25 protein-coding genes are annotated in these 22,282 nt (G+C 57.4%); 13 read left to right on the top strand and 12 right to left on the bottom strand.

The window, feature by feature from the left end:
• Positions 1–63 precede the first annotated feature (63 nt).
• From rppA to VB780_RS00730, 6 genes are all read right to left on the bottom strand, one after another.
• Complete coding sequence (gene rppA, locus VB780_RS00755) at positions 64–741, bottom strand: two-component system response regulator RppA (RefSeq protein WP_323349227.1); 678 nt, start codon at positions 739–741, stop codon at positions 64–66.
• A gap of 40 nt (positions 742–781) precedes the next feature.
• Entirely contained in the window at positions 782–1,240 is a 459-nt protein-coding gene (locus VB780_RS00750) for a DUF29 domain-containing protein (RefSeq protein WP_323349226.1), read from the bottom strand.
• A 59-nt stretch (positions 1,241–1,299) separates the two neighbouring features.
• Positions 1,300–2,676, bottom strand: a complete 1,377-nt coding sequence (locus VB780_RS00745) for an aspartate aminotransferase family protein (protein WP_323349225.1) — start codon at positions 2,674–2,676, stop codon at positions 1,300–1,302.
• 77 nt (positions 2,677–2,753) lie between these two features.
• Positions 2,754–4,268 carry a glycerol kinase GlpK gene (gene glpK, locus VB780_RS00740; RefSeq protein ID WP_323349224.1) on the bottom strand — a complete coding sequence of 505 codons (1,515 nt, stop codon included), beginning with the start codon at positions 4,266–4,268 and terminating at the stop codon, positions 2,754–2,756.
• 109 nt (positions 4,269–4,377) lie between these two features.
• Positions 4,378–4,770, bottom strand: coding sequence for a type II toxin-antitoxin system VapC family toxin (locus VB780_RS00735; protein WP_323349223.1), 393 nt, complete (start codon positions 4,768–4,770; stop codon positions 4,378–4,380).
• A complete protein-coding gene (locus VB780_RS00730) occupies positions 4,770–5,015 on the bottom strand; it encodes a DUF2281 domain-containing protein (RefSeq protein WP_323349222.1) in 246 nt (81 codons plus the stop codon). The genes VB780_RS00735 and VB780_RS00730 overlap by 1 nt, the downstream gene beginning before the upstream one ends.
• 186 nt (positions 5,016–5,201) lie before the next feature.
• Between VB780_RS00730 and VB780_RS00725 the strand changes: the two genes are divergently transcribed.
• Positions 5,202–6,353: an HhoA/HhoB/HtrA family serine endopeptidase gene (locus tag VB780_RS00725; protein WP_323349221.1), complete on the top strand. Its 1,152-nt coding sequence runs from the start codon at positions 5,202–5,204 to the stop codon at positions 6,351–6,353.
• Between the two features lie 52 nt (positions 6,354–6,405).
• Positions 6,406–6,750 carry a DUF4870 domain-containing protein gene (locus VB780_RS00720; protein ID WP_323349220.1) on the top strand — a complete coding sequence of 115 codons (345 nt, stop codon included), beginning with the start codon at positions 6,406–6,408 and terminating at the stop codon, positions 6,748–6,750.
• 49 nt (positions 6,751–6,799) lie between these two features.
• Here the strand turns inward: VB780_RS00720 and VB780_RS00715 are convergent, their stop codons facing one another.
• The gene (locus VB780_RS00715) at positions 6,800–7,840 is read right to left on the bottom strand and encodes a YheT family hydrolase (protein ID WP_323349219.1); all 1,041 of its coding nucleotides are present in this window, start codon (positions 7,838–7,840) and stop codon (positions 6,800–6,802) included.
• A gap of 106 nt (positions 7,841–7,946) precedes the next feature.
• Between VB780_RS00715 and VB780_RS00710 the strand changes: the two genes are divergently transcribed.
• Positions 7,947–8,996, top strand: a complete 1,050-nt coding sequence (locus VB780_RS00710; protein ID WP_323349218.1) for a Gfo/Idh/MocA family oxidoreductase — start codon at positions 7,947–7,949, stop codon at positions 8,994–8,996.
• On the opposite strand, the gene VB780_RS00705 is transcribed toward VB780_RS00710, so the two are convergent.
• Positions 8,956–9,153 (bottom strand): heavy-metal-associated domain-containing protein, encoded by a 198-nt coding sequence (locus tag VB780_RS00705; protein WP_323349217.1) that lies wholly within the window; start codon positions 9,151–9,153, stop codon positions 8,956–8,958. The genes VB780_RS00710 and VB780_RS00705 overlap by 41 nt on opposite strands.
• A 174-nt stretch (positions 9,154–9,327) precedes the next feature.
• Here VB780_RS00705 and VB780_RS00700 point away from each other — a divergent pair, with 174 nt between their 5' ends.
• The gene (locus VB780_RS00700) at positions 9,328–10,509 is read left to right on the top strand and encodes a citrate synthase (protein WP_323349216.1); all 1,182 of its coding nucleotides are present in this window, start codon (positions 9,328–9,330) and stop codon (positions 10,507–10,509) included.
• A gap of 405 nt (positions 10,510–10,914) precedes the next feature.
• Here VB780_RS00700 and VB780_RS00695 read toward each other — a convergent pair whose 3' ends face one another.
• Positions 10,915–12,582, bottom strand: coding sequence for an L-lactate permease (locus VB780_RS00695; protein ID WP_323349215.1), 1,668 nt, complete (start codon positions 12,580–12,582; stop codon positions 10,915–10,917).
• Between the two features lie 224 nt (positions 12,583–12,806).
• On the opposite strand from VB780_RS00695, the gene nuoH reads away from it, so the two are divergent.
• The 5 genes from nuoH (at position 12,807) to VB780_RS00670 (ending at position 16,844) form a co-directional block, all read left to right on the top strand.
• Positions 12,807–13,925, top strand: a complete 1,119-nt coding sequence (gene nuoH / locus VB780_RS00690; RefSeq protein ID WP_323349214.1) for an NADH-quinone oxidoreductase subunit NuoH — start codon at positions 12,807–12,809, stop codon at positions 13,923–13,925.
• 109 nt (positions 13,926–14,034) lie between these two features.
• Complete coding sequence (ndhI, locus tag VB780_RS00685) at positions 14,035–14,673, top strand: NAD(P)H-quinone oxidoreductase subunit I (RefSeq protein ID WP_323349213.1); 639 nt, start codon at positions 14,035–14,037, stop codon at positions 14,671–14,673.
• 83 nt (positions 14,674–14,756) lie between these two features.
• The gene (locus tag VB780_RS00680; RefSeq protein WP_323349212.1) at positions 14,757–15,374 is read left to right on the top strand and encodes an NADH-quinone oxidoreductase subunit J; all 618 of its coding nucleotides are present in this window, start codon (positions 14,757–14,759) and stop codon (positions 15,372–15,374) included.
• An 85-nt stretch (positions 15,375–15,459) separates the two neighbouring features.
• The gene (gene nuoK, locus VB780_RS00675; protein ID WP_323349211.1) at positions 15,460–15,765 is read left to right on the top strand and encodes an NADH-quinone oxidoreductase subunit NuoK; all 306 of its coding nucleotides are present in this window, start codon (positions 15,460–15,462) and stop codon (positions 15,763–15,765) included.
• Between the two features lie 158 nt (positions 15,766–15,923).
• Positions 15,924–16,844 carry an NAD(+) kinase gene (locus VB780_RS00670; RefSeq protein ID WP_323349210.1) on the top strand — a complete coding sequence of 307 codons (921 nt, stop codon included), beginning with the start codon at positions 15,924–15,926 and terminating at the stop codon, positions 16,842–16,844.
• On the opposite strand, the gene VB780_RS00665 is transcribed toward VB780_RS00670, so the two are convergent.
• Positions 16,841–17,470 (bottom strand): restriction endonuclease subunit R, encoded by a 630-nt coding sequence (locus VB780_RS00665; RefSeq protein ID WP_323349209.1) that lies wholly within the window; start codon positions 17,468–17,470, stop codon positions 16,841–16,843. The two genes, VB780_RS00670 and VB780_RS00665, sit on opposite strands and share 4 nt — an antisense overlap.
• Before the next feature lie 127 nt (positions 17,471–17,597).
• Positions 17,598–17,888, bottom strand: coding sequence for a hypothetical protein (locus VB780_RS00660; RefSeq protein WP_323349208.1), 291 nt, complete (start codon positions 17,886–17,888; stop codon positions 17,598–17,600).
• 266 nt (positions 17,889–18,154) lie between these two features.
• Here VB780_RS00660 and VB780_RS00655 point away from each other — a divergent pair, with 266 nt between their 5' ends.
• From VB780_RS00655 to VB780_RS00640, 4 genes are all read left to right on the top strand, one after another.
• On the top strand, positions 18,155–18,676 hold the full coding sequence (locus tag VB780_RS00655; RefSeq protein ID WP_323349207.1) for a photosystem I assembly protein Ycf3: 522 nt from the start codon (positions 18,155–18,157) through the stop codon (positions 18,674–18,676).
• 22 nt (positions 18,677–18,698) lie between these two features.
• The gene (gene gatC / locus VB780_RS00650; RefSeq protein WP_323349206.1) at positions 18,699–19,121 is read left to right on the top strand and encodes an Asp-tRNA(Asn)/Glu-tRNA(Gln) amidotransferase subunit GatC; all 423 of its coding nucleotides are present in this window, start codon (positions 18,699–18,701) and stop codon (positions 19,119–19,121) included.
• A 316-nt stretch (positions 19,122–19,437) separates the two neighbouring features.
• Positions 19,438–19,647 carry a hypothetical protein gene (locus VB780_RS00645; protein WP_323349205.1) on the top strand — a complete coding sequence of 70 codons (210 nt, stop codon included), beginning with the start codon at positions 19,438–19,440 and terminating at the stop codon, positions 19,645–19,647.
• 355 nt (positions 19,648–20,002) lie between these two features.
• Positions 20,003–21,856, top strand: a complete 1,854-nt coding sequence (locus VB780_RS00640; RefSeq protein WP_323349204.1) for a sensor domain-containing diguanylate cyclase — start codon at positions 20,003–20,005, stop codon at positions 21,854–21,856.
• A 134-nt stretch (positions 21,857–21,990) separates the two neighbouring features.
• On the opposite strand, the gene VB780_RS00635 is transcribed toward VB780_RS00640, so the two are convergent.
• On the bottom strand, positions 21,991–22,221 hold the full coding sequence (locus VB780_RS00635) for a hypothetical protein (RefSeq protein ID WP_323349203.1): 231 nt from the start codon (positions 22,219–22,221) through the stop codon (positions 21,991–21,993).
• Positions 22,222–22,282: the final 61 nt, after the last annotated feature.

Genomic DNA, 22,282 nt, shown 5'->3' with positions numbered 1-22,282 from the left:
GCACGGAGCTAAGCCTTGGGCTTCAGAGGCGACCCAATCGCAAATCCAAACTCCAAAATTTCCCTAGCCCCCCAACCGATACCCCTTGCCGTAGACCGTGTGAATAATTGGCGCAGTTCCTTTAGGTTCTATTTTGCGGCGCAGCAGACGCATTTGGGCGGCGACGACGTTGCTGCTGGGGGCTTCTTGGTCATCCCAGACGCTTTGATAAATTTGCTCGTGGGTGAGCACCTGGTTGGGGTGGCGCAGCAGGTAGGCCAGCAGGCGGGTTTCTTTCTCAGAGAGTTCGGTGGGCTGGCCCTGGCGGTGGGCCAGCTGGTTGGCTTCGTCGAGGGTGAGGTCGTTGTAGGCGAGGCGAGAGGGAGGGGAGGCGTCGAGGTTGGGCGATCGCCGCAGCAGCGCCCGCACTCGGGCCAGCAGTTCGCGCAGCTCGAAGGGTTTGACCAGGTAGTCGTCGGCCCCGGCATCGAGGCCATCGACGCGATCGTTGAGGGTGTCTTTGGCGGTCAAGAATAGGACGGGGGTGGCGTCTTGGCGCGATCGCACCTCTCTACAAATCTCCAGCCCGCTCAGACCCGGCAGCATCCAGTCAAGAATCAGCAGGTCATAACTGCCCTGGGTAGCCAGATCGCACCCCGACTCGCCATCGGTGGCGACATCGACCTCGTAGCCCTCACGGTTGAGTAGGCGGCTGAGCGGGTCAGCCAGTTCTACTTCGTCATCAACGAGCAGAATCTTCATGGGAAAGATGGCGGGTAAGGGGGTAGGGATGTCCGGGTGGTTAATGCCAAAATTCCTCTGTCAGCAGTGCTGGTAACTCGTTGCTAAAAGGATATGCAGCGGGAAATTCGCTGGCGGGATAGGCAGCGATCGCTTCCGTCAGGGCATCTTGATACACCTCACCAAGCACCTCTTGAAAGTAGGTTTTGAGGCTGGGAGATTGCTTGAGCAGCCGCTTGAGAGCGTTGCGCTGCTCTACAACAGTCAACTGCCAGCCCCGGTAGTTGTCCGGGAGGTTCACATAGCAACGCTTTAGCAGATGGACAAGCAAAACACTCAGACGGCTTTCTAACTCTCGCTTGGCCGATTTGCCCAAATCTTCAATCTCCTCAATCAGCCCCTCCCAGTCGAGCTGCTCAGTGTCTTTTTCTCTGAGACAGGCGACAGTAGCCTCGACCCAACAGACGAAATCCTCGTTGTAGAGCTGACGCAGTGAGGTTGGCAGCGGAGTCTTGGGCATAGCACCAAGGCTTAAAAGAACTATTCACAGTTTAAGCTACGCCCGTGATGGACAAGCCGTTAGATACAATCGCCGATTGCCTGTTCCAAAATTGCGAGCCCTTCGTCTAGCTCTGCGTAGGTCACAGTCAACGGCGGAGCGATACGCCACACTGCGCCCATGCCCGGCAGGGCGGTAATGTTCATGCTCAGCCCCAGTTCTAGGCAGCGGCGGGTAATGGCGGCCCCGGTTTCCGGGTCGGGTTCGCGGGTGGCTCGATCTTTCACCAGCTCTACCCCCAGCAGCAGCCCGTGACCACGGACATCGCCGATCGCCTCGTAGCGATCCTTCAGCTTGAGCAGGCCATCCTTCAAGTAGGCTCCCATGGTTGCCGCCCGCGACCCTAGGTTTTGGCTGGTCAACACCCGCAGCACCGCCAGCCCCACCGCCGCTGGCATCGGGTCAGACACATGGGAGGTGTAGAAAATAAAGCCTTTTTCGTAGCAGTCGGCTTCGATCGCCGCGCTGGTGACGGTCGCGGCCAGGGGTAGGCCACCCCCCAGAGTCTTCGACAGCGACAGAATATCGGGCACCATGCCCAGCTGTTCAAAGGCAAAGAAGCTGCCCAAACGACCAAAGGCGGTTTGCGCCTCATCTAAGATCAGCACCATGCCACGCTCCTGGCAGTAGGTCTGCAACCGTTGAAAGTAGCCCTCAGGGGGCACGATTACCCCTCCAGAGCTGAGCACGGGTTCGGCGATTACGGCGGCGTAGGCCCCCACCGACTGGCTATCGACTAGATCAAACCCCACCTCTAGGCAGGTCATGTCGCACTGATCTTGGCAGTGGCGAATGGGGCAGCGGTAGCAGTTGGGCGTGGGCAGCGCCAGGTTGCCTGGAATAGTGGGGCCGTAACCCTTGCGGGCCGATACAAAGGTGCTGGCGCTGGCCCCGGCGGTCATACCGTGCCACGAGGCGCTGAGCCCGACGACTTCAAAGCCACCGGTGTGCAGCTTGGCCATGCGCAGGGCGGCTTCGTTGGCCTCGCTGCCGGTGTTGAGAAATAGGGCCTTTTGCAGGGTGGGCGGCAGCAGCTGACAGAGTGCATCGGCCAGGTCTACCACCGCCGGAGACAGCATGCCGCTAAACAGGTGCAGCACGTCTTCACAGGCCTTGTGGATGGCCTGCACTACATCGGGATGGTTGTGGCCCAGGGTGGCGCACATCTGCCCGGAGGTAAAGTCGAGAATCTTGCGGCCCTGGCGATCGTAGAGGTAGCTGCCCCGCGCCCGCTCGATCAGTCGGGGGGTAAAGTCGCCCCCGTAGCGGATCAGGTGATGGTCAACAATGGCCCACATCTCCTCTTCTGAGGGGAGAGAGGACGACACTGTAGGCGTACTCAACCCAGGGGAAGCTGCTGAGGGGGCCGGGGTGGCGTCGGGGGCATAGTCGGGCATGGCGGATCCGCAATGGTGGAAGCATTTCCTTAGAGTAGCAAGAGTAGCCGGTTGAGCAATACCCCTAAGCAATACCCTTAAACCACCCAGCCCTTAGCCCGCTCGACCGCCCGCATCCACATCGAGAAATTTTCTTGAGCTTCGGTCTGTCCGTCCCCCGGCTCAAACACGCGATCGATGGGGCGGCTCTCGACTAGGGCGCGGTAGTCGTTCCAAAAGCCCACGGCCAGGCCCGCCGCAAAGGCGGCCCCCTGGGCAGTGACATCGAGCACCTGGGGCCGCTCAACGGGAATGCCCAGCACGTCGGCCTGGAACTGCATGAGAAAGTCGTTGTTGCAGGCTCCGCCATCCACCTTGAGCTGGCGAATGGGGGTACCGGCATCCTGGTTGACGGCATCGACCACTTCTTTGACTTCGTAAGCGATCGCCTCTAGCACCGCCCGCACCAGGTGCTCGCGCTGGGCACCCCCGGTAAGGCCAAAGAAGGCGCCGCGAGCGCTCATATCCCAGTGGGGGGCACCGAGGCCGCTGAGGGCGGGCACGAAGTAGACGCCGTTGTTGTTGACCGCTTTTTGGGCCAAAATTTCGGTTTCGGCGGCGCTGGAGATCACCTGCAACCCGTCGCGCAGCCACTGAATGCAGGCCCCGGCGGTGAACATGCTGCCCTCGATCGCATAGCCAATGTGCGGGTTTTTAGCATCGTCTGTGGCCTCTGACCAGGCCACGGTGGAGAGCAGGTGGTTCTGCGATCGCACCACGTCATCGCCGGTGTGCGATACCAGAAATGCGCCAGTGCCGTAGGTGCATTTGAGCAGGCCGGGGCGATCGCAGCCGTGACCGTAGAGGGCCGCCTGCTGATCGCCAAAAATGGCCGCAATGGGGATCTCAGCCCCCAAAATGGCGGGATCGGTGTGACCAAACACTCCAACGCTGGGCTTGATCGCAGGCATCATGTGGGGCGGAATGTCAAATAGCTCCAGCAGGCTGTCATCCCACTGGCCGCTGGCGATGTTGAGCAGCATGGTGCGGCTAGCGTTGCTGTGGTCGGTGGCATGCACCTGCCGCCCGGTCAGGTTCCACAGCACCCAGCTATCGACGGTGCCCGCCAGCACCTGGTCAAAATCCACAGGAGGATCCATATCTTTTTTGGCCTGCTCTAGCAGCCAGGCCAGCTTAGTGGCCGAAAAGTAGGCGTCGAGCACTAGGCCGGTGCGATCGTAGATTTCCTCGGCTTTGCCCGCTTCGCGCAGCTGGTTGCACAGGGGGGCGGTGCGGCGATCTTGCCAGACAATGGCGTTAGAGAGGGGTCGCCCAGTGCTGCTGTCCCACAGTAGACAGGTTTCGCGCTGCACGGTCAGACCAATGGCGGCGATATCGGTGGGTTTCAGCCCCGCCTTAGAAATGGCCGATCCCATGGCCCACTCGATTTCTTCCCAAATTTCTCGGGCGTTGTGCTCGACCCAGCCCGGCTGCGGGTAGTACTGGGTGAGTTCGCGGTAGGCCTGGCCTGCGATCGCACCCTCCCGGTCAAAAATAATCGCGCGATTGCCGGTGGTGCCCAGATCGAGGGCCATAATGTAGTTAGCAGTCATTATATCTGTCGGGTTTGCAGCGCCAAAAGCGTAGCAAACTACGCTACACCCTGCCCCATCCCGGAGACAGATTTTTAACATTTGCAACAGCCTGATCGGAATCTTGTCTCTAATACCAATCCGTTAGAAGAATCCCTTCTACCCTAGAAAATTCACGGGTGTTGTGAGTCACAAGTGTTGCTTTTTGGGCCAAGGCTGTGCCTGCGATCAAGCAGTCCATAGGACCAATGGGCTGGCCTTGGGACTCCAGCTTCGCCCGAATGGTAGCGGCTGTTTCTGCCGTTGCCTGAGTAAATGGCAGCATGGTGACGTAGCTCAAAAACGTTGTTAGCTGTTGCCGCCGCCGATCAGCATTGGCCGATTTGGCCATGCCAACGTACAGCTCAAATAAAACAATGGTTGGAACAGCTATTTCGTCAGGCGAAACATTGGCAATATTGCTTGCCACCTGCCCCATGCCTTTGAAATAGTAGATGACTGTGTTCGTATCAAGAACGTACATCAAGGCGTTTCCCGCACCAAATCCAAGGGAAGATTTTCTCTTAATTCTTCTGCCGTGGGGAAATCAGGCCAAGTGCCAGACAGCTCAGCTACAAGATCTGACCAATTCGGTCGATCTGCTCCCAGCAAAGAGTCTTGGGGGGACGATTCACGTTGTTGAACAAACTGGGTGAAAACCAGCACCAGGTTGGCTTTTTCTTCAGGCAAGGTTTTTACCAGCTCGTAGATGGTCTCAGCTGTACTCATGACGCCCCCATGGATCGGTCGCTTCCTTCTATGATGCTTCAAACCCTAGCCTTCGGCCCAGCCCACCTCAAAGTTCGGTATCCCCCTCCCCCGCTGAAGGGGCTAGTGTGAAACAATTTTGAATAATTGACGGGATACTACCCCCTGCTGTTGCGCCCGGACATTGCGTTTATGAGGCTTGCTCCCTTGAAAGGACTCTGGATACCCCTGAAGCGGCTGCTGGCGACGATCGCCGCCGCAGCGATGATGTGGACGGGGGCGATCGCATCCCCCGCCTATGCCCAAACCCCGGCCGCCGCCGCCATTGGCAGCGAAAGCTTTGTGGCCGCCGCCGTGCGCCAGGTCGGCCCGGCGGTGGTTCGCATCGACACTGAGAAAACCATTACTCGCCAGACCAGAGATCCCCTCTACGAGGATCCTTTTTTGCGGGATTTCTTTGGCGGTATGCCGCGCCAGCCCCAGGAAGAACTGCTCAGGGGTCAGGGGTCGGGGTTCATTATTGATGACACCGGCAATATCTTGACCAACGCCCATGTAATCAACGGGGCCGACCGGGTGGTGGTCACTCTCAAAGATGGCCGCAGCTTTGATGCCGTAGTAGAAGGGGTAGACGAGGTCACCGACTTGGCCGTAGTCAAAATCGACGATGGCGAAGACGACGTGCTGCCCATCGCCACCCTGGGCGACTCAGACCAGATCGAAGTGGGCGACTGGGCGATCGCCGTGGGCAACCCCCTCGGCCTCGACAATACCGTCACCCTGGGCATTGTCAGCACCCTGAAGCGCACCAGCAGCTCCGTGGGCATCCCCGGCAAGCGGCTGGAGTTTATTCAGACCGATGCTGCCATTAACCCCGGCAACTCGGGCGGGCCGCTGGTCAACCAGCGGGGCGAGGTGATCGGCATCAACACCGCCATTCGCGCCGACGCCATGGGCATTGGCTTTGCCATCCCCATCAACAAGGCTAAGGAGGTCAAAGACATGCTGGCCCGGGGCGAAACCGTCGCCCACCCCTACATCGGCGTGCAGATCGCCAACCTCACCCCTGAGCAGGCCAAGCGCAACAACGAAGACATCAACTCGGGTATGTATCTCCCCGAAGTCGATGGCGTGCTCGTCATCCGCGTGCTCGAAGGCACCCCCGCTGCCGATGCGGGCCTGCGCCGGGGCGACGTGATTATGGCGGTTGACGGTACCCCCATTCGCAGCGCCGACGGGCTGCAAATTCAGGTCGAAAATACCAAAATCGGCAACAGCCTGGAGCTGAAAATTCAGCGGGGCGATCGCCCCCTGACTGTGCAGGTCAAAACCGCCGAACTCCGCGAGCAGACCGATTGACGCTCACCCATTCACCCTTTTCACCTATCCCTATCAACTCAGGAGACTTTCCATGCAATCCACTGAAGACGCTGGCACCCGCAAAATTCTCTCAGCCGTTAGCCACGGCTCGATCTTCTTTAATGCTCTGATCTTGTCCATCGGCGTTCCTATCGCCATTCTGCTGGTTTCCAAAGATTCAGTCATTAAAGAAAGCGCTAAAGAAGCGATCAACTTTCACCTGAATATGTGGTTTTGGTGGACTGTCGCAGGCATTTTGGCCTGGCTGCTAATCGGTATTCCCATGCTGTTTGTGCTGGGGATTGTGAACTTCATCATGCCGATCTTCGGCATCTTTCACAGCATCACCAAGCCCGATACGGTGTTCCGCTATCCGCTGATTCTGCGGTTGTTCTAGAGGGATTTTCCGACAGGGATATGGCATGTCATACCCCTACTGGAACCCTTTACCCGCCAACCTTCTCCACCCAATCCAGCGCTCGGTTCCACGCCCACCAGGGGTCGCTATCCCCGGCTTGGCGTTGACCGGCGCTGCTGTTGCAATAGCCTACGTGGCCGCCAGAGTCGGTCAGCACCAGGTCGATCTTGGGGTTGGCCGCACAAACCTGCTTCAGGTCGGGGATGATCGCTGGGCTAAACAGCGGGTCATCGGCGGCGTAGAGAATCAGCGTCGGTATCGTCAGCTCGGCCATAAAGGGCAGCGGGCTGCTGGCGTTGTAGTAGTCTTCGACCGAGGCAAACCCTAGGCGAGAAATCACCAATTCGTGGTCAAAACCCCAAATACTGTTGGCGCGATCGATCGCAGCGGGGTCAAAGTGGTTGGGGTGGGCCTGGGCTAGGCGCTGGGCCAGGCGCTTGAGTTCTCGGGCGATCGCCCGCTCTAAATACTTGCCCAAGGGGTGCGATGTCAGATACCGCAGCGATCGGTTGGAGTCGAGGCTGGGGCACACCACCACTACTCCGGCAATGTCTCCCGGCGCTAAACCGCTCTCGGCTGGAAGCTGCATAGCCGCCTTAGCCCCCCACAGCGCCAACTGCCCACTGAGGGAATAGCCCATAAACCAAAAGGGCGGCACACAGCCCAGGGTCTTGGCCTGGGCTGCGAGGGCCACGTAGTCATCCCCCTCGTAGATGCCATCGGAGGTGAGGGTGGGCGAAAGTTCGGCGGTTTTGCCGTGGGCGCGCCAGTCAAACACCACCAGGCCGTAGCCCCGATGGTGGGCTTTGCGAGCCAAAATTTCGAGCTGCCACTGGTCATTGAGGCTGCCGGTGATGCCGTAGGTAGCGACAATCGTGCCCTTTGACCGGTTGGGCACCGCCCAGCGGCCAAAAATGGGCACATTTCCCTGACCTTTGAAAATCTGGTCTTGGTAGGCGACGGGCGGCAGGTCAATGCTCTGGGGCCAGGTTTGGCTCGACACCAGAGCGGTGTAGAGGGTCATGGCCAGGCCATTTTGCAAAAACCAGGGGGGCACAAAGGGGGGCATAGGGCCGTGCTAATACTGCCTTCAGCATTTCAGAGAACCCGTTGCAGCACCATCCCCCCGCTGGAGAAAAACGTACTATGGCGGTGGCGATACTGAGGATTGGGTGATGGCAACCCCCAGGATCAAAGGCGATCGCGTGCGGGTCGGTATGATCGGCACGGGCTTTGTAGCGCGGCTGCGGGCGGAGGCGCTGGGGGGGAGCGATCGCGCCTCCCTAGTCGCCGTGGCTGGCCACAACACCGCCGATACCCAGGCCTTTGCTGCGCAGTACAGCGCCGTTGCTGTGGACGATTGGAAAGCCCTGATCGATCGCACTGACCTAGATCTGATCGTGGTCTGCCACATCAACCGCGACCACAGCACCGTCGCCGCCGCTGCCCTAGGGGCCAACCACCATGTGGTGGTGGAATATCCCCTGGCGCTGAGTGCCGATTTGGCTCAGCCTTTGCTTACTCTGGCTCAGTCTAAGCAGCGTCTGCTGCACATCGAGCACATCGAGCTGCTGGGGGGTACCCACTTGGCAGCGAAAAATAATTTGGGGGCGATCGGCCAGCCCTTCTACGCCCGCTACTGCACCCTGGCCCCTCGCCGCCCTGCACCTGCCACCTGGACTTACTGCCCTGAGCTGTTTGGCTTTCCGTTGGTGGGGGCGCTGTCGCGCCTGCATCGGTTGATTGACTGCTTCGGGCCGGTAGCGCGGGTCTACTGCCAAAACCACTACGGCGGCAGTACCCCCGGCCCGGAGGGCATGACCTGCTACCGCACCTGCCTCTGCACCGCCCAGCTCACCTTTGCCTCGGGGCTGATTGCTGAGGTGACTTACGGTAAAGGCGATGCCCTGTGGCAGGCGACGCGGCGGCTGGAAGTGATCGGCAGTGATGGATCCCTTTGCCTGGACGGCGATCAGGGTACGCTGACCGACGCTCAGGGCACTCGCGCTTTAGAGGTCGGCTCGCGTCGGGGACTATTTGCCGCAGATACTGCGCAGGTGATCGAGCACCTGCTGACAGGGCAGGCGTTGTACTGTTCGCCCGAGGCCAGTCTGTATACCTTGCAGGTGGCAACCGCTGCCCAGCGATCGGCGGCGACAGGGCGAGTGGTCGAGGTTGCCGCGCCTATGCCACCGTATAGCCTGCTTTCTGAATCGCTTCAGTAAGCGCCTCGGCGGTCACGCTGGCGGTAATGTCTACTGCCTTCGACCCCAGGTCGGTTTTAACCTCGGCGCTGGGATCAACGGCCTGCACGGCCTGGGTAATGGTGGTAACGCAGGCCCCGCAGGCCATATCGGGCACGGTCACAGAAAGGGTGGTCATGGGGAGTTAGTCTGAGAAATTGAGGACTCAACTACTCTAGGCGATCGCACCGCCACCGCTACCCCACTGGGTTGACAGCGGCGCTAAGGTTGATCAGATGATTTGGTAGCGTTGATGACGGCGGGCGCTCATGCCCCTTGGAATCATAGGTCAGCGAATGGGAGTAACAACTACATGACCGTATGTGAGTACAGGCCCGGTTTAGAGGGTGTACCGGCCACCCAGTCGAGCATCAGCTTTGTGGATGGCCAGGCGGGAATCCTTGAATATCGCGGTATTCCCATCGAAGAGTTGGCCCAGCGCGGTACCTTTCTCGAAACGGCCTACCTGCTGATCTGGGGCGGGCTGCCGTCCAAGCCGGAGCTAGATGCCTTTGAGCACGAAATTCGCTACCACCGCCGCCTCAAGTACCGCATCCGCGACATGATGAAGTGCTTTCCCGAGAGCGGCCACCCCATGGATGCCCTACAAGCCTGTGCCGCGGCCCTGGGCCTGTTCTACTCGCGCCGGGCACTGGATAATCCGGTCTACATCCAGCAGGCCGTGGTGCGGCTGTTGGCCAAAATTCCTACCATGGTGGCGGCGTTTCAGCTGATGCGCAAGGGCAACGACCCGGTGCAGCCCAGGGATGACCTCAACTATTCCGCCAACTTTCTCTACATGCTCAACGAGCGCGAGCCCGACCCCCTGGCAGCGCGGATCTTTGATATTTGCCTCACCCTCCACGCCGAGCACACCATCAACGCCTCGACCTTTTCGGCCATGGTGACGGCCTCGACCCTCACCGACCCCTACGCGGTGGTGGCCTCGGCGGTGGGCACCCTGGCGGGGCCGCTCCACGGCGGGGCCAACGAAGAGGTGATCGACATGCTGGAGCAGATTGGCTCGGTTGAAAACGTGCGCCCCTACGTGGAGCGCTGCATTGCCGAAAAGTCTAAGATCATGGGCTTTGGCCACCGAGTCTATAAAGTCAAAGACCCCCGCGCCACCATCTTGCAGGGGCTGGCCGAGCAGCTATTTGCCAAGTTTGGCCAAGACGAGTACTACGCGATCGCCCTGGAGATGGAGCAGGCCGTCTCCGAAAAGCTGGGCGCTAAGGGCATTTACCCCAACGTTGACTTCTACTCGGGGCTGGTCTACCGCAAGCTGGGCATTCCCACCGATCTGTTTACGCCGATCTTTGCGATCGCCCGGGTGGCTGGCTGGCTGGCCCACTGGAAAGAGCAGCTCGGCGAAAACCGCATCTTCCGCCCCACTCAGATCTACACCGGCCCCCACAGCCAGACCTATGTTGACCTGGCCAATCGCCCCCACATTTGGGATAAACAGGGTTTTTCGGTATCGCTACCCTCCTGATAGGCCGCCTGATGGGTCAGACCCCCCTGGGCACTCTTCTCCCCTGCGCAGATTATTGATCTAGTGACGATTTTCAGGAACTCCTGCCCCTCTGGCGCTTGCGCTGGGGGGCTTTTGTTTGGGCGGAGTTTTGGGTTTGAGACTGGGATGGGGCGGGGCAATTTTAGATTTTGGGTTTTGGATTAGGGCTGGCTCACTTTGGCTGAGCTTGTTCAAGCGACCGTGGCTAGCCTGCCCAGACGGACCCAAGACTCTAAGCCGCACTCCCCAACCTTCGAGCAGCAAATAATCCTAAATCCTTCTTGGTTGCCCCTGATTCAGAAGGGCAAATGCGATTTGCCCTTACGGTTTGGCCGTTTGGGAATCGGGGTTATGTGATGCGAATTTGGCATGGCCGACCAAAATCTAAAATCCCGCTGCCCACACAATACCTATCAGCCCCGCCAGCCCCAGATAATAGGCCACAACTGGCAAGAGCTGGCGCATGAGCAGGCCCTCTCGGCCCAGCAGCCCCACCGTCGCCGCCGCTGCCACCACGTTCGACACGCAGATCACGTTCCCCGCCGAAGCCCCCACCGTTTGCAGGGCCAAAATCAGCGGCGAGGGTGCGCCAATCTTTTCGGCCACCCCAAACTGAAACAGCGAAAACATCATATTGCTGACCGTGACGCTACCCGCCACAAACGAGCCGATTAGCCCCACCCCAGCGGCAAACAGCGGCCAGGTGCTTCCCGCGATCGCGGCCATGCCCTCTGCCAAAGCCAGAGGCATGCTGGGCAACCCGGCACCATTGACATCTGAGTTGATAAAGACCCGCGCCATCAACACGGCGGCACCGAGGGCGAGGGCCGTTTTTTGCAGAACGGGGAGCGATCGCCCCACCGCCCGCCCCAAATCCCTCGGCTTCATCTGGTGCAAGACATAGGTAATGGCCACCACCAGCAAAAACATGGTGGCGGGCAGATAAAAGGGCGTTGAGGCCGCTGCAACGGTCGTGCCAAAGATTCCTGTCCACGAGGCTCGCATGCCCTGGAGCCAGCTCTTGAGGGGCAGCTGCGACAGCCGCGACAGCACCAGCAGCACCCCCAGCAGCAGGTAGGGCAGCCACGCCTTCATCACCGTCATCCCTGCGGGGGGCGTCGCCAGGGTGGGCGCTAGACTCCCCGACCACGCCTCGGGCCAAGTCTCCTCCGGCGGAAAATCCCAGGGTTGCTCAGGCTGTAGCCAGCCTTTGCGAATGATGGCCACCACCACCAGCAGCCCTACCAGACCACCCATCATCGACGGAAACTCTGGCCCCAAAAATACCGCCGTCAGCGCGTAGGGCACCGTAAACGCCAGCCCCGCCACCAGAGCAAACTTCCACAAGCGCAGACCTTCGGCCTTTGCCTCCCCGGCACCAAACAGGCGGGTGATCATCGCCACCAGCAGCAGCGGAATAAACGTGCCAATGATGGCGTGGAGAATGGCCGCGTGACGACCAACCCCAGCAATAAAGCTCGGGAGTTCCAAATTTTGCCCCGTCAGGGCGGCCTCCACCGCTGCCGCCCCGCCCAGCCCCGCATCCATGCCAAACAGCAGCGGCGTACCCACCGCCCCAAAGGTCGAAGGCGTGCTCTGAATAATGAGCGCTGCCATTACCGCCGCCAGGGCCGGAAACCCTACCGCCACCAGCAGCGGCACACAGATCACTGCCGGGGTGCCAAAGCCCGAGGCCCCTTCAATAAAGCTGCCAAACAGCCAGGCAATCACGATCATCTGCACCCGGCGATCGGGCGATAGGGCCAGCAAGCTCTGGCGAATCACGGCGATCGCCCCCGAAGCTTGCAGCACATTCAGCAGCAGAATCGCCCCAAACACGATGAAGAGGATTTCGGCGGCGATCGCTGCCCCCTGCACCAGCGACGCCGCAATGTAATTCACCGGCACCCGCCACACTAACCCCGCCACCAGGGCCGTCACCCCCAGCGCCCCCGGCATTGCCTGATTCGCCGGTCGCCGCGCCACTACCAACAGCAAGAAGACCGTCAGAATCGGCAGTAGAGCAACCAGGGAGGCGAGGACTAAGGGCATCGGCGGCAGGCGGAAAGGGGAGGTAGTCAGGATTGTAGGGGATAGGGCAGATGAGGGGATGGGGGAGATTCTGTTGCACCTTTCTCACCCTCTCCTCAATCCCTTGCCGCAAAACTTCCTATGAATCCCACCCGCTCAGCTCGGTGGATTGGGGAAGATGACGGTAGAATCTAAAGTGTTTTCTCTCTGCCAGAGTTAACTGTACCGTTGCGAAGGACTGGCCCATGAACCAAGGAATTGACCTACAGGGTAGTTTCGTCAGCGCCCTAGTTGATTTGGGGATACCCGCCGGAGCCGCCAAAGCGCTGTGGCTGCCGCTGCCCATGGTGGTGATTCTGGTCGGGGCTACAGTCAGCATTTTTGTCACGGTCTGGCTAGAACGCAAGATTTCTGCTGCCGCTCAGCAGCGAATTGGGCCTGAATTTGCTGGGCCTCTGGGCACCCTTCAGGCCGCTGCCGACGGTATCAAGCTGATCTTTAAAGAAGACATTACCCCCGCCAAGGCCGACCCGATTCTGTTTACGCTGGGGCCTGCGATCGTCGTGATCCCTGTGTTTCTGTCGTACCTGATTGTGCCCTTTGGCCAAAATCTGGTGATTACTGACATCGGCGTCGGCATCTTTCTGTGGATTGCCCTCTCCAGCATTGCCCCCATCGGCCTGCTGATGTCGGGCTACTCCTCCAACAATAAGTATTCCCTGCTGGGGGGTCTGCGGGCGGCGGCGCAGTCGATCAGCTACGAAATTCCCATGGCGCTGGCGGTGCTGGCGGTGGTGCTAATGTCCAACAGCCTCAGCACCATCGACATCGTCAATCAGCAGTCGGGCTACGGCATTTTGGGCTGGAACATCTGGCGGCAGCCCGCCGGGTTCCTGATTTTTTGGATTGCGGCTCTGGCGGAGTGCGAACGTCTGCCCTTTGACCTTCCCGAAGCGGAGGAAGAGCTGGTGGCGGGCTACCAGACCGAGTACACCGGCATGAAGTTTGGCCTGTTCTACGTGGGCTCCTACGTCAACCTGGTGCTGTCGGCGTTGATTGTCTCGATTCTGTACCTGGGCGGTTGGGAATCCCCAGTTTCGGTGAGCTGGTTGGCCAGCTTGATTGGGGTCAGCGAAACCACTCCCTGGCTCCAGGTGATCACCGCTTCCCTCGGCATCATGATGACCCTGTTTAAGGCCTACGCCCTGGTGTTTATTGCGGTGCTGCTGCGGTGGACGATGCCCCGCATTCGCATTGACCAACTGCTCGACTTTGGCTGGAAGTTTCTGCTGCCGGTTTCGCTGGTCAACCTGTTGCTGACGGCTGCGCTTAAGCTCACCTTTCCTGCGGCCTTTGGTGGCTAGCCTAGGAGCCTTGCCTTACCCTGTAGGTAAGCTCTGCCCTTGGCGACCAACCTTTGCTTAACGCTCAACTCCCCCCATCGACCATCTGTACCACTGCGGAGGCTTTCCTATGCTAGGTTTTCTCAAACAAGTCGGCGACTACGCCAAAGAAAGCTTGCAGGCGGCCAAGTACATTGGCCAAGGGCTGTCTGTCACCTTTGACCACATGAGTCGTCGCCCGGTGACCGTGCAGTATCCCTACGAGAAGCTGATTCCTTCGGAGCGGTATCGGGGGCGCATTCATTTTGAGTTTGACAAGTGTATTGCCTGCGAGGTGTGCGTGCGGGTGTGCCCCATCAACCTGCCCGTGGTCGATTGGGAATTTGACAAGGCCACTAAGAAAAAAGACCTGAAGCACTACAGCATCGACTTTGGGGTCTGCATTTTTTGCGGCAACTGCGTGGAGTATTGCCCCACCAACTGTCTGTCGATGACTGAAGAGTATGAGCTCGCGGCCTACGATCGCCACGAGCTGAACTACGACAACGTCGCTCTAGGTCGCCTGCCCTACAAGGTCACCCAAGATTCGATGGTCACTCCCCTGCGGGAGCTGGCCTACCTACCCAAGGGCGTGATGGATCCTCACGATCTGCCGGTCAATGCTCGGCGGGCGGGCCAGATGCCCCAGGAAATTTTGGAGGCGGCTCAAAAAGAGGCTAAAGCGTCTGAAGGCGAAGCTAAGGCCAGCGAAGCCAAGGCTGAGGAATAATGCGCCCGTTTGGGTTCCGTGGTACATTCGCCTAAGCTAAGACCACGGCTTGCGATCGCTCAATTTTTACAGGAGTCAACACTGTGACGCTAGCGGAAGGGGTACAACTCGTTGCCTTTGGCATACTGGTTGCAATGACGCTGGGGGGTGCCCTGGGGGTCGTGCTGTTAGACAACATCGTCTACTCGGCGTTTTTGCTGGGGGGCGTGTTTACCAGCATGTCGGGTCTGTATATCTTGCTCAACGCCGGGTTTGTGGCGGCGGCTCAAGTGCTGGTGTATGTGGGTGCCGTCAGCGTGCTGATTCTATTTGGAATCATGCTGGTGAATAAGGAGCAGCCTTTTACCCCCATGAAGCAAGCCTGGGTCGGCAAAGCCGCTGCGGGAGGGGTTTGCGTGGGGCTGTTTGCCCTGCTGGCCGCAGCCACGCTGAATACGCCCTGGGCACTCTCTAGCGAAGTGGCCAGCGGCGATATGGCTACCGTTGCCATTGGCATTCACTTTTTTACCGACTATCTGCTGCCCTTTGAGCTGGCCTCGGTGCTGCTGCTAATTGCGCTGATTGGGGCGATCGTGCTGGCCCGGCGCGAGTTTATTCCCGATGTAGCCCCTGGGGAGGCTGAGTCGGAAGCCTTGCAGTTGCCGGAGCGTCCCCGTGAGCTAGTGTCCTCCGTTTCGTCAGTTTCCGATACCGATAGCTAGCTCGAATGATATCTGTAGGGTGGGCACTGCCCACCGATTGACTCAGCACTGTGTGAAATAACTCCTAACGGTTTCTGCCCTAGCCATGCAACTTGAGTATTTTCTACTGACTGCCGCTGCCCTCTTCTGTATTGGCATCTACGGTTTGGTCACCAGCCGCAACGTGATTCGGGTGCTGATGTCCATTGAGCTGATGCTGAATGCGGTCAACCTAAACCTGCTGGCGTTTTCAAACTACCTTGACCCGGTGGGCATCAACGGTCAGGTGTTTGCGGTGTTTGTAATTAGCATTGCGGCGGCTGAGGCGGCGGTGGGGTTGGCCATTGTGCTGTCGATCTACCGCAACCGCGACACGGTCGATATGGAGCAGTTTAACCTGCTGAAATGGTAGGCCCGATTGCTAAAGCGATAAGAATGTCTGGATTGTAGAGGGGGTAGCAATTGCTCCCTCTACAATTGTTTTAAAGCGCCGGGATATCGCTGCCCTCTAGGGGAACGGGGGACGGTGTGCTCTCTCGCTCTGTACTATTCAACCCGCGGCATTTCGTTGTGCAACTTGAGCAAGTCATCATTGTCCATAAGGCTGGCAATCGGCTGAGCCAGCAATGGGCCGAGAAGTGCGCCAAACAGCTTGAGGCCCTCGGCAGCAAAGTATTGCGTGGCCCTAGCGGCCCCAAAGACAACCCCTACCCAGTTTTCTTAGCCTCTGTGAGCCAGCCCATTAGCCTTGCTATTGTGTTTGGCGGCGACGGCACGGCGCTGACGGCGGCTCGCAATCTGGCCGCCGAGAATATCCCGATTTTGGCGGTCAATATTGGCGGACACCTGGGGTTTTTAACCGAAAGCTCTGAGGAGATGGACGACACTGAGGCGGTGTGGGAGCGGCTGCTGAGCGATCGCTTTGCCGTGCAGCGCCGCATGATGCTGCAAGCCCGCATCTATGAAGGCCACCGCACTAACCTCGACCCCCTCAGCGAGGTGTACCTGGCTCTCAACGAAATGGCCATCAAGCCTGCCTCCCCCGATCGCATGATCACCTCTATGCTCGAAATGGAGATCGACGGCGAAGTGGTCGATCAGTACCAGGGGGATGGCCTGCTGATCAGCACCCCCACGGGCTCCACCGGCTACACCGTGGCGGCGGGTGGGCCAATTATTCACCCCGGCATGGATGCGATCGTGGTGACGCCGATTTGCCCTCTCAGCCTGTCGAGCCGCCCGATTGTGCTGCCGCCGGGCTCGGTGGTCAGCGTGTGGCCCCTGGCCGACCCCGACCTCACCACCAAGCTGTGGACTGACGGCGTACTGGGCACTGCCATTTGGCCGGGGCAGCGGGTGGACGTGCGCAGCGCTGAGGCCATGGCCCAGTTCATCATTCTGCGGCAGGATCACTCCTACTACGGCACCCTGCGCAACAAGCTCAACTGGGCCGGCACGCGAATTAACTACGTGAACAATCACCGAAATTAAGCCGCAATCTGCTGTCCTAGGCGCTTCATCACCTGTAACACCCGACCCAGCACATTGCGCCCCGGCAGTAGCAGCATGACATCAGACACCTCGTAGCGAGGTTCTGGAGTTTGAGCTAACTTGAGAAAGGCAAAACTGCTGCCGTTGGTCACCAACCCATAGGTAAAGCGATCGGTTTGAGGGTTGGCAAACATGTAACCTAGTGCTTGAGGAATGGCCGTATCAATACCCAAGGCTGAGTTCTTAGCTTCAATCACTAAAATCCAAAACGAGTCTTTGATCACGAGGGCATCAATGCGGCCGCGCCATACCTGGTTAGCCTCTGTTACTTCAACCTGGACAGAGTCCTCTAGCCTGACTTCAAAGGGGCGGCGGTAAAACCCAGCCAGGTGCAGCAACGGCGATAGGACAATTAACTTGATCAGTCCTTCAGAAATTTGGCCACTGCGAGTTTGATCAAAATACTCCCGCTGCACCTGGTCTAAGTAGCGCGTTTCCTCGTCGTTGAGGGCAGGCAGATTTTGGTGCCATTCTGGGAAGAAGTCGGCGTCATCGGTCAGCTTTAGGTGTTTTGTCTCTTCTAACTCAGGCAGAGTCAGACTGCCGATCGCAATGCTGTGTACCATCCCCCTGACTCCCTATCGTTTGTTCTGACCGTGGATGACTTGAGAGCAGCTTAATCCAACACTGCCTAAACCCGCCTTCCAAACGTTGCCTAGCTCGGTGGAATAGGCCGCGCCGTGAAACGATCGCTCACGAACTGTGGCGATCGCGCTGAATATCATAGATCGCCTTTTCCCAGCACCACTGCTCGCTCTGGCTGGGGTTGTTCAGCTGCACCTGCTCGACTAGACGCTCGGCCACCGATTGATTCCCTCCCACCAGGCGCAGGAGCTGCCGCTGGGTGTGGCTTCGCACCGATCGACTTGGGGCGGTGGCGGTCGGCGAGCGATAGGCGGTGGGCCGACGTCGGCTCTGGCGGCGATTGAGCCAGAAGATGAGGGCAATGATGAACGCGATCGCCAATAGTAGAGATAAATCCATTCCAGCGGAATAAAGTGGCTACAAACTCCGGATCCCTCGGTTGCGAATGAGTCCGTTCATTCCCAGAGCCGAATTGGGCTAACTCTAGTTCTACACAAAAAAGCCGTTTACGGCAGGTGGCCCCAATGCTGCCGCCATTAAATCGCCAGGGTTTGCTAGTGTAATTTATATATTTGTCTGGCCTAGCCCCCGAAATCTTGCTGCGGCGATATCACCGCCGTCGGGCTCAGGTAAGCGTTAAGTCCCTCATTTGCGCGTCGCTACCCATGCCAAGAACCCAACGCAACGATAACTTCATCGACAAATCTTTCACCGTCATGGCCGACATGATTTTGAAGATGATGCCCGCCAAAAAGAGCGAGAAAGAAGCCTTCGCCTACTACCGCGACGGCATGTCGGCCCAGGCCGATGGAGAATATGCCGAGGCCATGGAGAACTACCGCGAAGCTCTCACCCTCGAAGAAGAACCCTACGACAAGAGCTTCATTCTCTACAACATGGGTCTGATCCACGCCAGCAACGGCGAACATGAGATCGCCCTAGAGAAATATCAGGAGGCGCTGGATTTAAACCCTCGCCTCTGTCAAGCCCTCAACAACATCGCGGTCATCTACCACTACAAGGGCGAGCAGGCCGAGGCCAGCGGCGATACCGACACCGCCGAAAATTTCTTTGACGAAGCGGCCCGCTACTGGCTAGAGGCGATTACCATTGCCCCCAACAACTACATCGAAGCCCAAAACTGGATGAAAAACACCGGCCGCATGAAGAACGACATCTTCTTCTAAGGCAAGTTCTGTAGCCCGTAGGGTGGGCACCGCCCACTATCCGCTGTATCGGTTGGATTTTGCCCTAGTTTTCCCCATTTCGGTGCGTTGGATGACCTTGCATGTCACCCAACCTACAGCCGACAAAATTCAATTCCCTTTTTTGGATGACGTTCCCATGATCGATCTCGAACAGGTTCGCAAGGTGGCCCTGCTGGCCCGCCTAGAGCTAACTGCCGAAGAAGAAGCGCAGTTCACCGGGCAGCTCAGCAGCATTCTTGACTACGTAGAGCAGCTCAAGGAGCTCAACACTGACGGTGTAGAGCCCACCACCCGCGCCATTGAGCTGAGCAACATTACCCGCACCGACAGCCTCCAGACCTTTGCCGAACGCGATGCCATTCTCGACTGTGCCCCCGATCGCGAAGATGGCTTCTTCAAGGTGCCTAAAATTCTCAGCGAATAGAGCTAGTTTAGGGGCAACTCTAGCGCAACTAAATTGGCGTTAATAGGCGCTTATCCCACTGTTCGTTAAGAATGGCTTGCTTTCTGACGATTTCCTACTGATAGCGTTGCAGATCTCACCTCTAGGACAATCGACCTCGGTTTGAAATGCAGCAGTCGCGGGTGACTGACTGCCGCTTTATTTTGGCCTGGGGGTTTCCTACGGCAAGGTGCTATGAAGCTTCGGCAGTCGGTTAAAACGATAACCTGGGCAAGATTGCCAGCAGCAGCGACTTGGCGGGGCTCAAGATGCACATACCGGGGCTGGGAGGCTAGTGATGAGCAACCTGGAGGTGACGGTGCAGCCGCTGCCGAGGGGCGAGGTCTTTCAGGCGGCGCATACCGGGGCGATCGATGCTGCCGAGTGGGTGAACTCCTGCTACAACGAAGAGCTGAGCCACCTCGACCAGTGGAATCAACTGCCCGAAGTGTCTCAGCCAACCTCACGCCATCTTAGCAATCTGTTACAAATATCCATTGTGTGGTGACGGGGTGGTTGCGATCGCAGCGCCCCCGCCCTTAGTCCATTCGACCCCACAGGAATCATTCAAATCTTACCTGAGGGTCAGATCAGCCTTTTATTTTTCCCAAAAGACCAGCCTACGCATCAGACATTCGACTTTAGTTTTGTCAAAAGCGATGCATCGAGGTGACTAAAGGGCAAAATTACGGAGAGGGGTCATAGAAAGTGCTCTATATCACTTTCTTGTGAGTGGAGAGCAGGCAATCAGATAATTTCGCGGGGTGAACTGGGTTAGCTTCGGCGCGTCATCCCTATGACCCAACCTGCGACCATTAGGCTGGTTCACCGATGCTTGCCTGCTATGTTTAGGCAACTCCCCTGTGCATCTTCAACAGCACAAACGGTTTATCGCTGCGTCAGCACTGGTTTCAAACAGCATGCTCTACAGAAAGGTTAGGGGTCTCTTACAGCCGACGGCGAAGCTAATCGCCAACTTGGCCTGCCGTACCGGCGGCATTCCGAGCATTGAGCAACTAGAAACTCAGCTGCAGGAAAGGCGCAGTGAACTTGATGCTATTGATGCCCAACAAAAAGCACTCTACCGAGTGATTAGCAAGATTCGGGCATCTCTGGATCTAGATATGATTTTTCAGACTACAACTAAAGAAACCTGTAAGCTGCTTCGAATTGAGCGCATTGCCGTCTACCGCTTTTTTGATGATTGGGGCGGTGAGTTCGTTGAAGACTTTGAATTTGCTGAACCAGGCTGGGATTTTGGCACCTTAGGACAAAATACTGTCTGGAATGATTCGTACCTGCAAGAGCATCAGGGTGGCCGATATCGCGCTAACGAGTGCTTAATGGTTTCTGATGTTTACACCGAAGGTCTGTCGCAATGTCATCTCGATGTCTTGGCACAATTCCACATTCGCGCCTATGCGACAGCGCCCATTTTTATTGGACAAAAGCTATGGGGAGTGCTGGCGGCTTATCAACATTCTCAGCCCCATCAGTGGCAACATCAAGAAATTCAATTTTTGTCTCAGGTGGCGAATCATCTCGGCTTTGCGGTAAAGCAGGCCGAATTAATGACAAGAACCGAGCGCAAAGCTGAAGATTTTCGCCTGCTCAACGAGCAGCAAGAGATTTTATTTGGGCTGATAGCCGAAATTCGTGAGTCCCTCGATCTCAACGTACTGTTCAAAACAACAGTCCGCGAGGTGCGTAAGGCTCTGCGTACCGATCGAGTAGGCATTTTCCAGTTCGATGTCGATTCAAACTACACGTCAGGAGAACTGGTTGCTGAAAATGTCTTGCCAGAATATGATTCGGCCCTCGCTATTAAAATCAACGACCACTGCTTTGGTGAAGGGTATGCGGCCCAATATCATCAGGGACAGATTCTGGTTATGTCAGATATTCTTAATGCTGGGCTACAGCAATGCTATCTAGACATGCTGGAAACTTTTCAGGTTAGAGCTCAAATTGTTGTACCTTTAATGAAAGGCGACGATCTATGGGGTCTACTCTGCGTCCACCAGTGCGATCGCCCTCGCGTTTGGGAGTCAGCCGAAATTACCTTTATCAAACAGTTGGCGGCTCAGTTTAGTGTTGCATTACGCCATGCCGATCTGCTGACACAATCTTACGATAAGGCTAAGCAGTTAGACCAAGCACTCCAAGATCTCAAACAGGCTAATGAGAAGCTGGAAGAGCTGAGCAATCTTGATTCTTTGACGCAAATTTCAAATCGACGTTTTTTTGATAAGGCCCTCGAAAACGAGTGGAAGCGGCTGCTGCGAACTGAAAAGTATTTATCTCTGATTTTATTCGATATTGATCATTTCAAAATTTATAATGATTGCTACGGACATGTATCAGGAGATGAATGCCTCATCAAAATTACGCGAGCTGCTCAATTTGTTTTGAAGCGCTCTTCAGATGTTTTGGCTCGCTATGGCGGGGAAGAGTTTGCGGTGATTTTGCCAGATACCGACCAGGCTGGAGCCATCAAAATTGCGGAGCAAATTCGAGATGCTATTAAGAGTTTGCAAATTCCTAATAAGTGTATGCAGATATATCATCCCTACGTCACCATCAGTTTAGGCATCGCTAGCCAGATTCCAACGGCGGATCAATCGCCTCAGGATGTGATACGCCAGGCTGATCAAGCGTTGTATCAGGCCAAGGCCAAGGGGCGAGATATGGTCGTCTGCGCACCGCTCACCCCATGATTTTGCTTATTTTTGATAGGCGTCCCTCGCTCTACGCTGGCTGATTGAAGTCGTTTGCGGATCGTCTCCTGGACGGAGAAAGTCAAAACCTGCCCGATCTTCTCCCATGGATGGCCCCGCCACCGTCAACTGACTCACCGACCTAGCACTGTTGAAACGATAACGGTCACAGTAGCAGCGGCAATCAGGCTAAAGGCCAGTTGCACAACCCACTGGGTTGCCTTCTGGTAGTTGTCAAACTTCTGGTTAAATTCGTTATTTTTTTGGTTGGCCTGCTCAACCTCCTGGCGCAGTTCCCGCACTTCTTCAAGAATCTGCTGTGCCTGGGTAGGATTGGTATTGAGGTCGTCGGTGGCTTGGGCCATAGCTGTGCGAGGTGTGTTTTCTACTATGTTACCCAACCTCATGGCCAGAGCATTGCGGGTT

The organism is Leptolyngbya sp. CCNP1308 (assembly GCF_034932455.1).
In the GTDB taxonomy this organism is placed as follows: domain Bacteria; phylum Cyanobacteriota; class Cyanobacteriia; order Phormidesmidales; family Phormidesmidaceae; genus Nodosilinea.
Note: the sequence above shows the minus strand (reverse complement) of the source record. Positions and strands in the feature narration are given on the sequence as shown.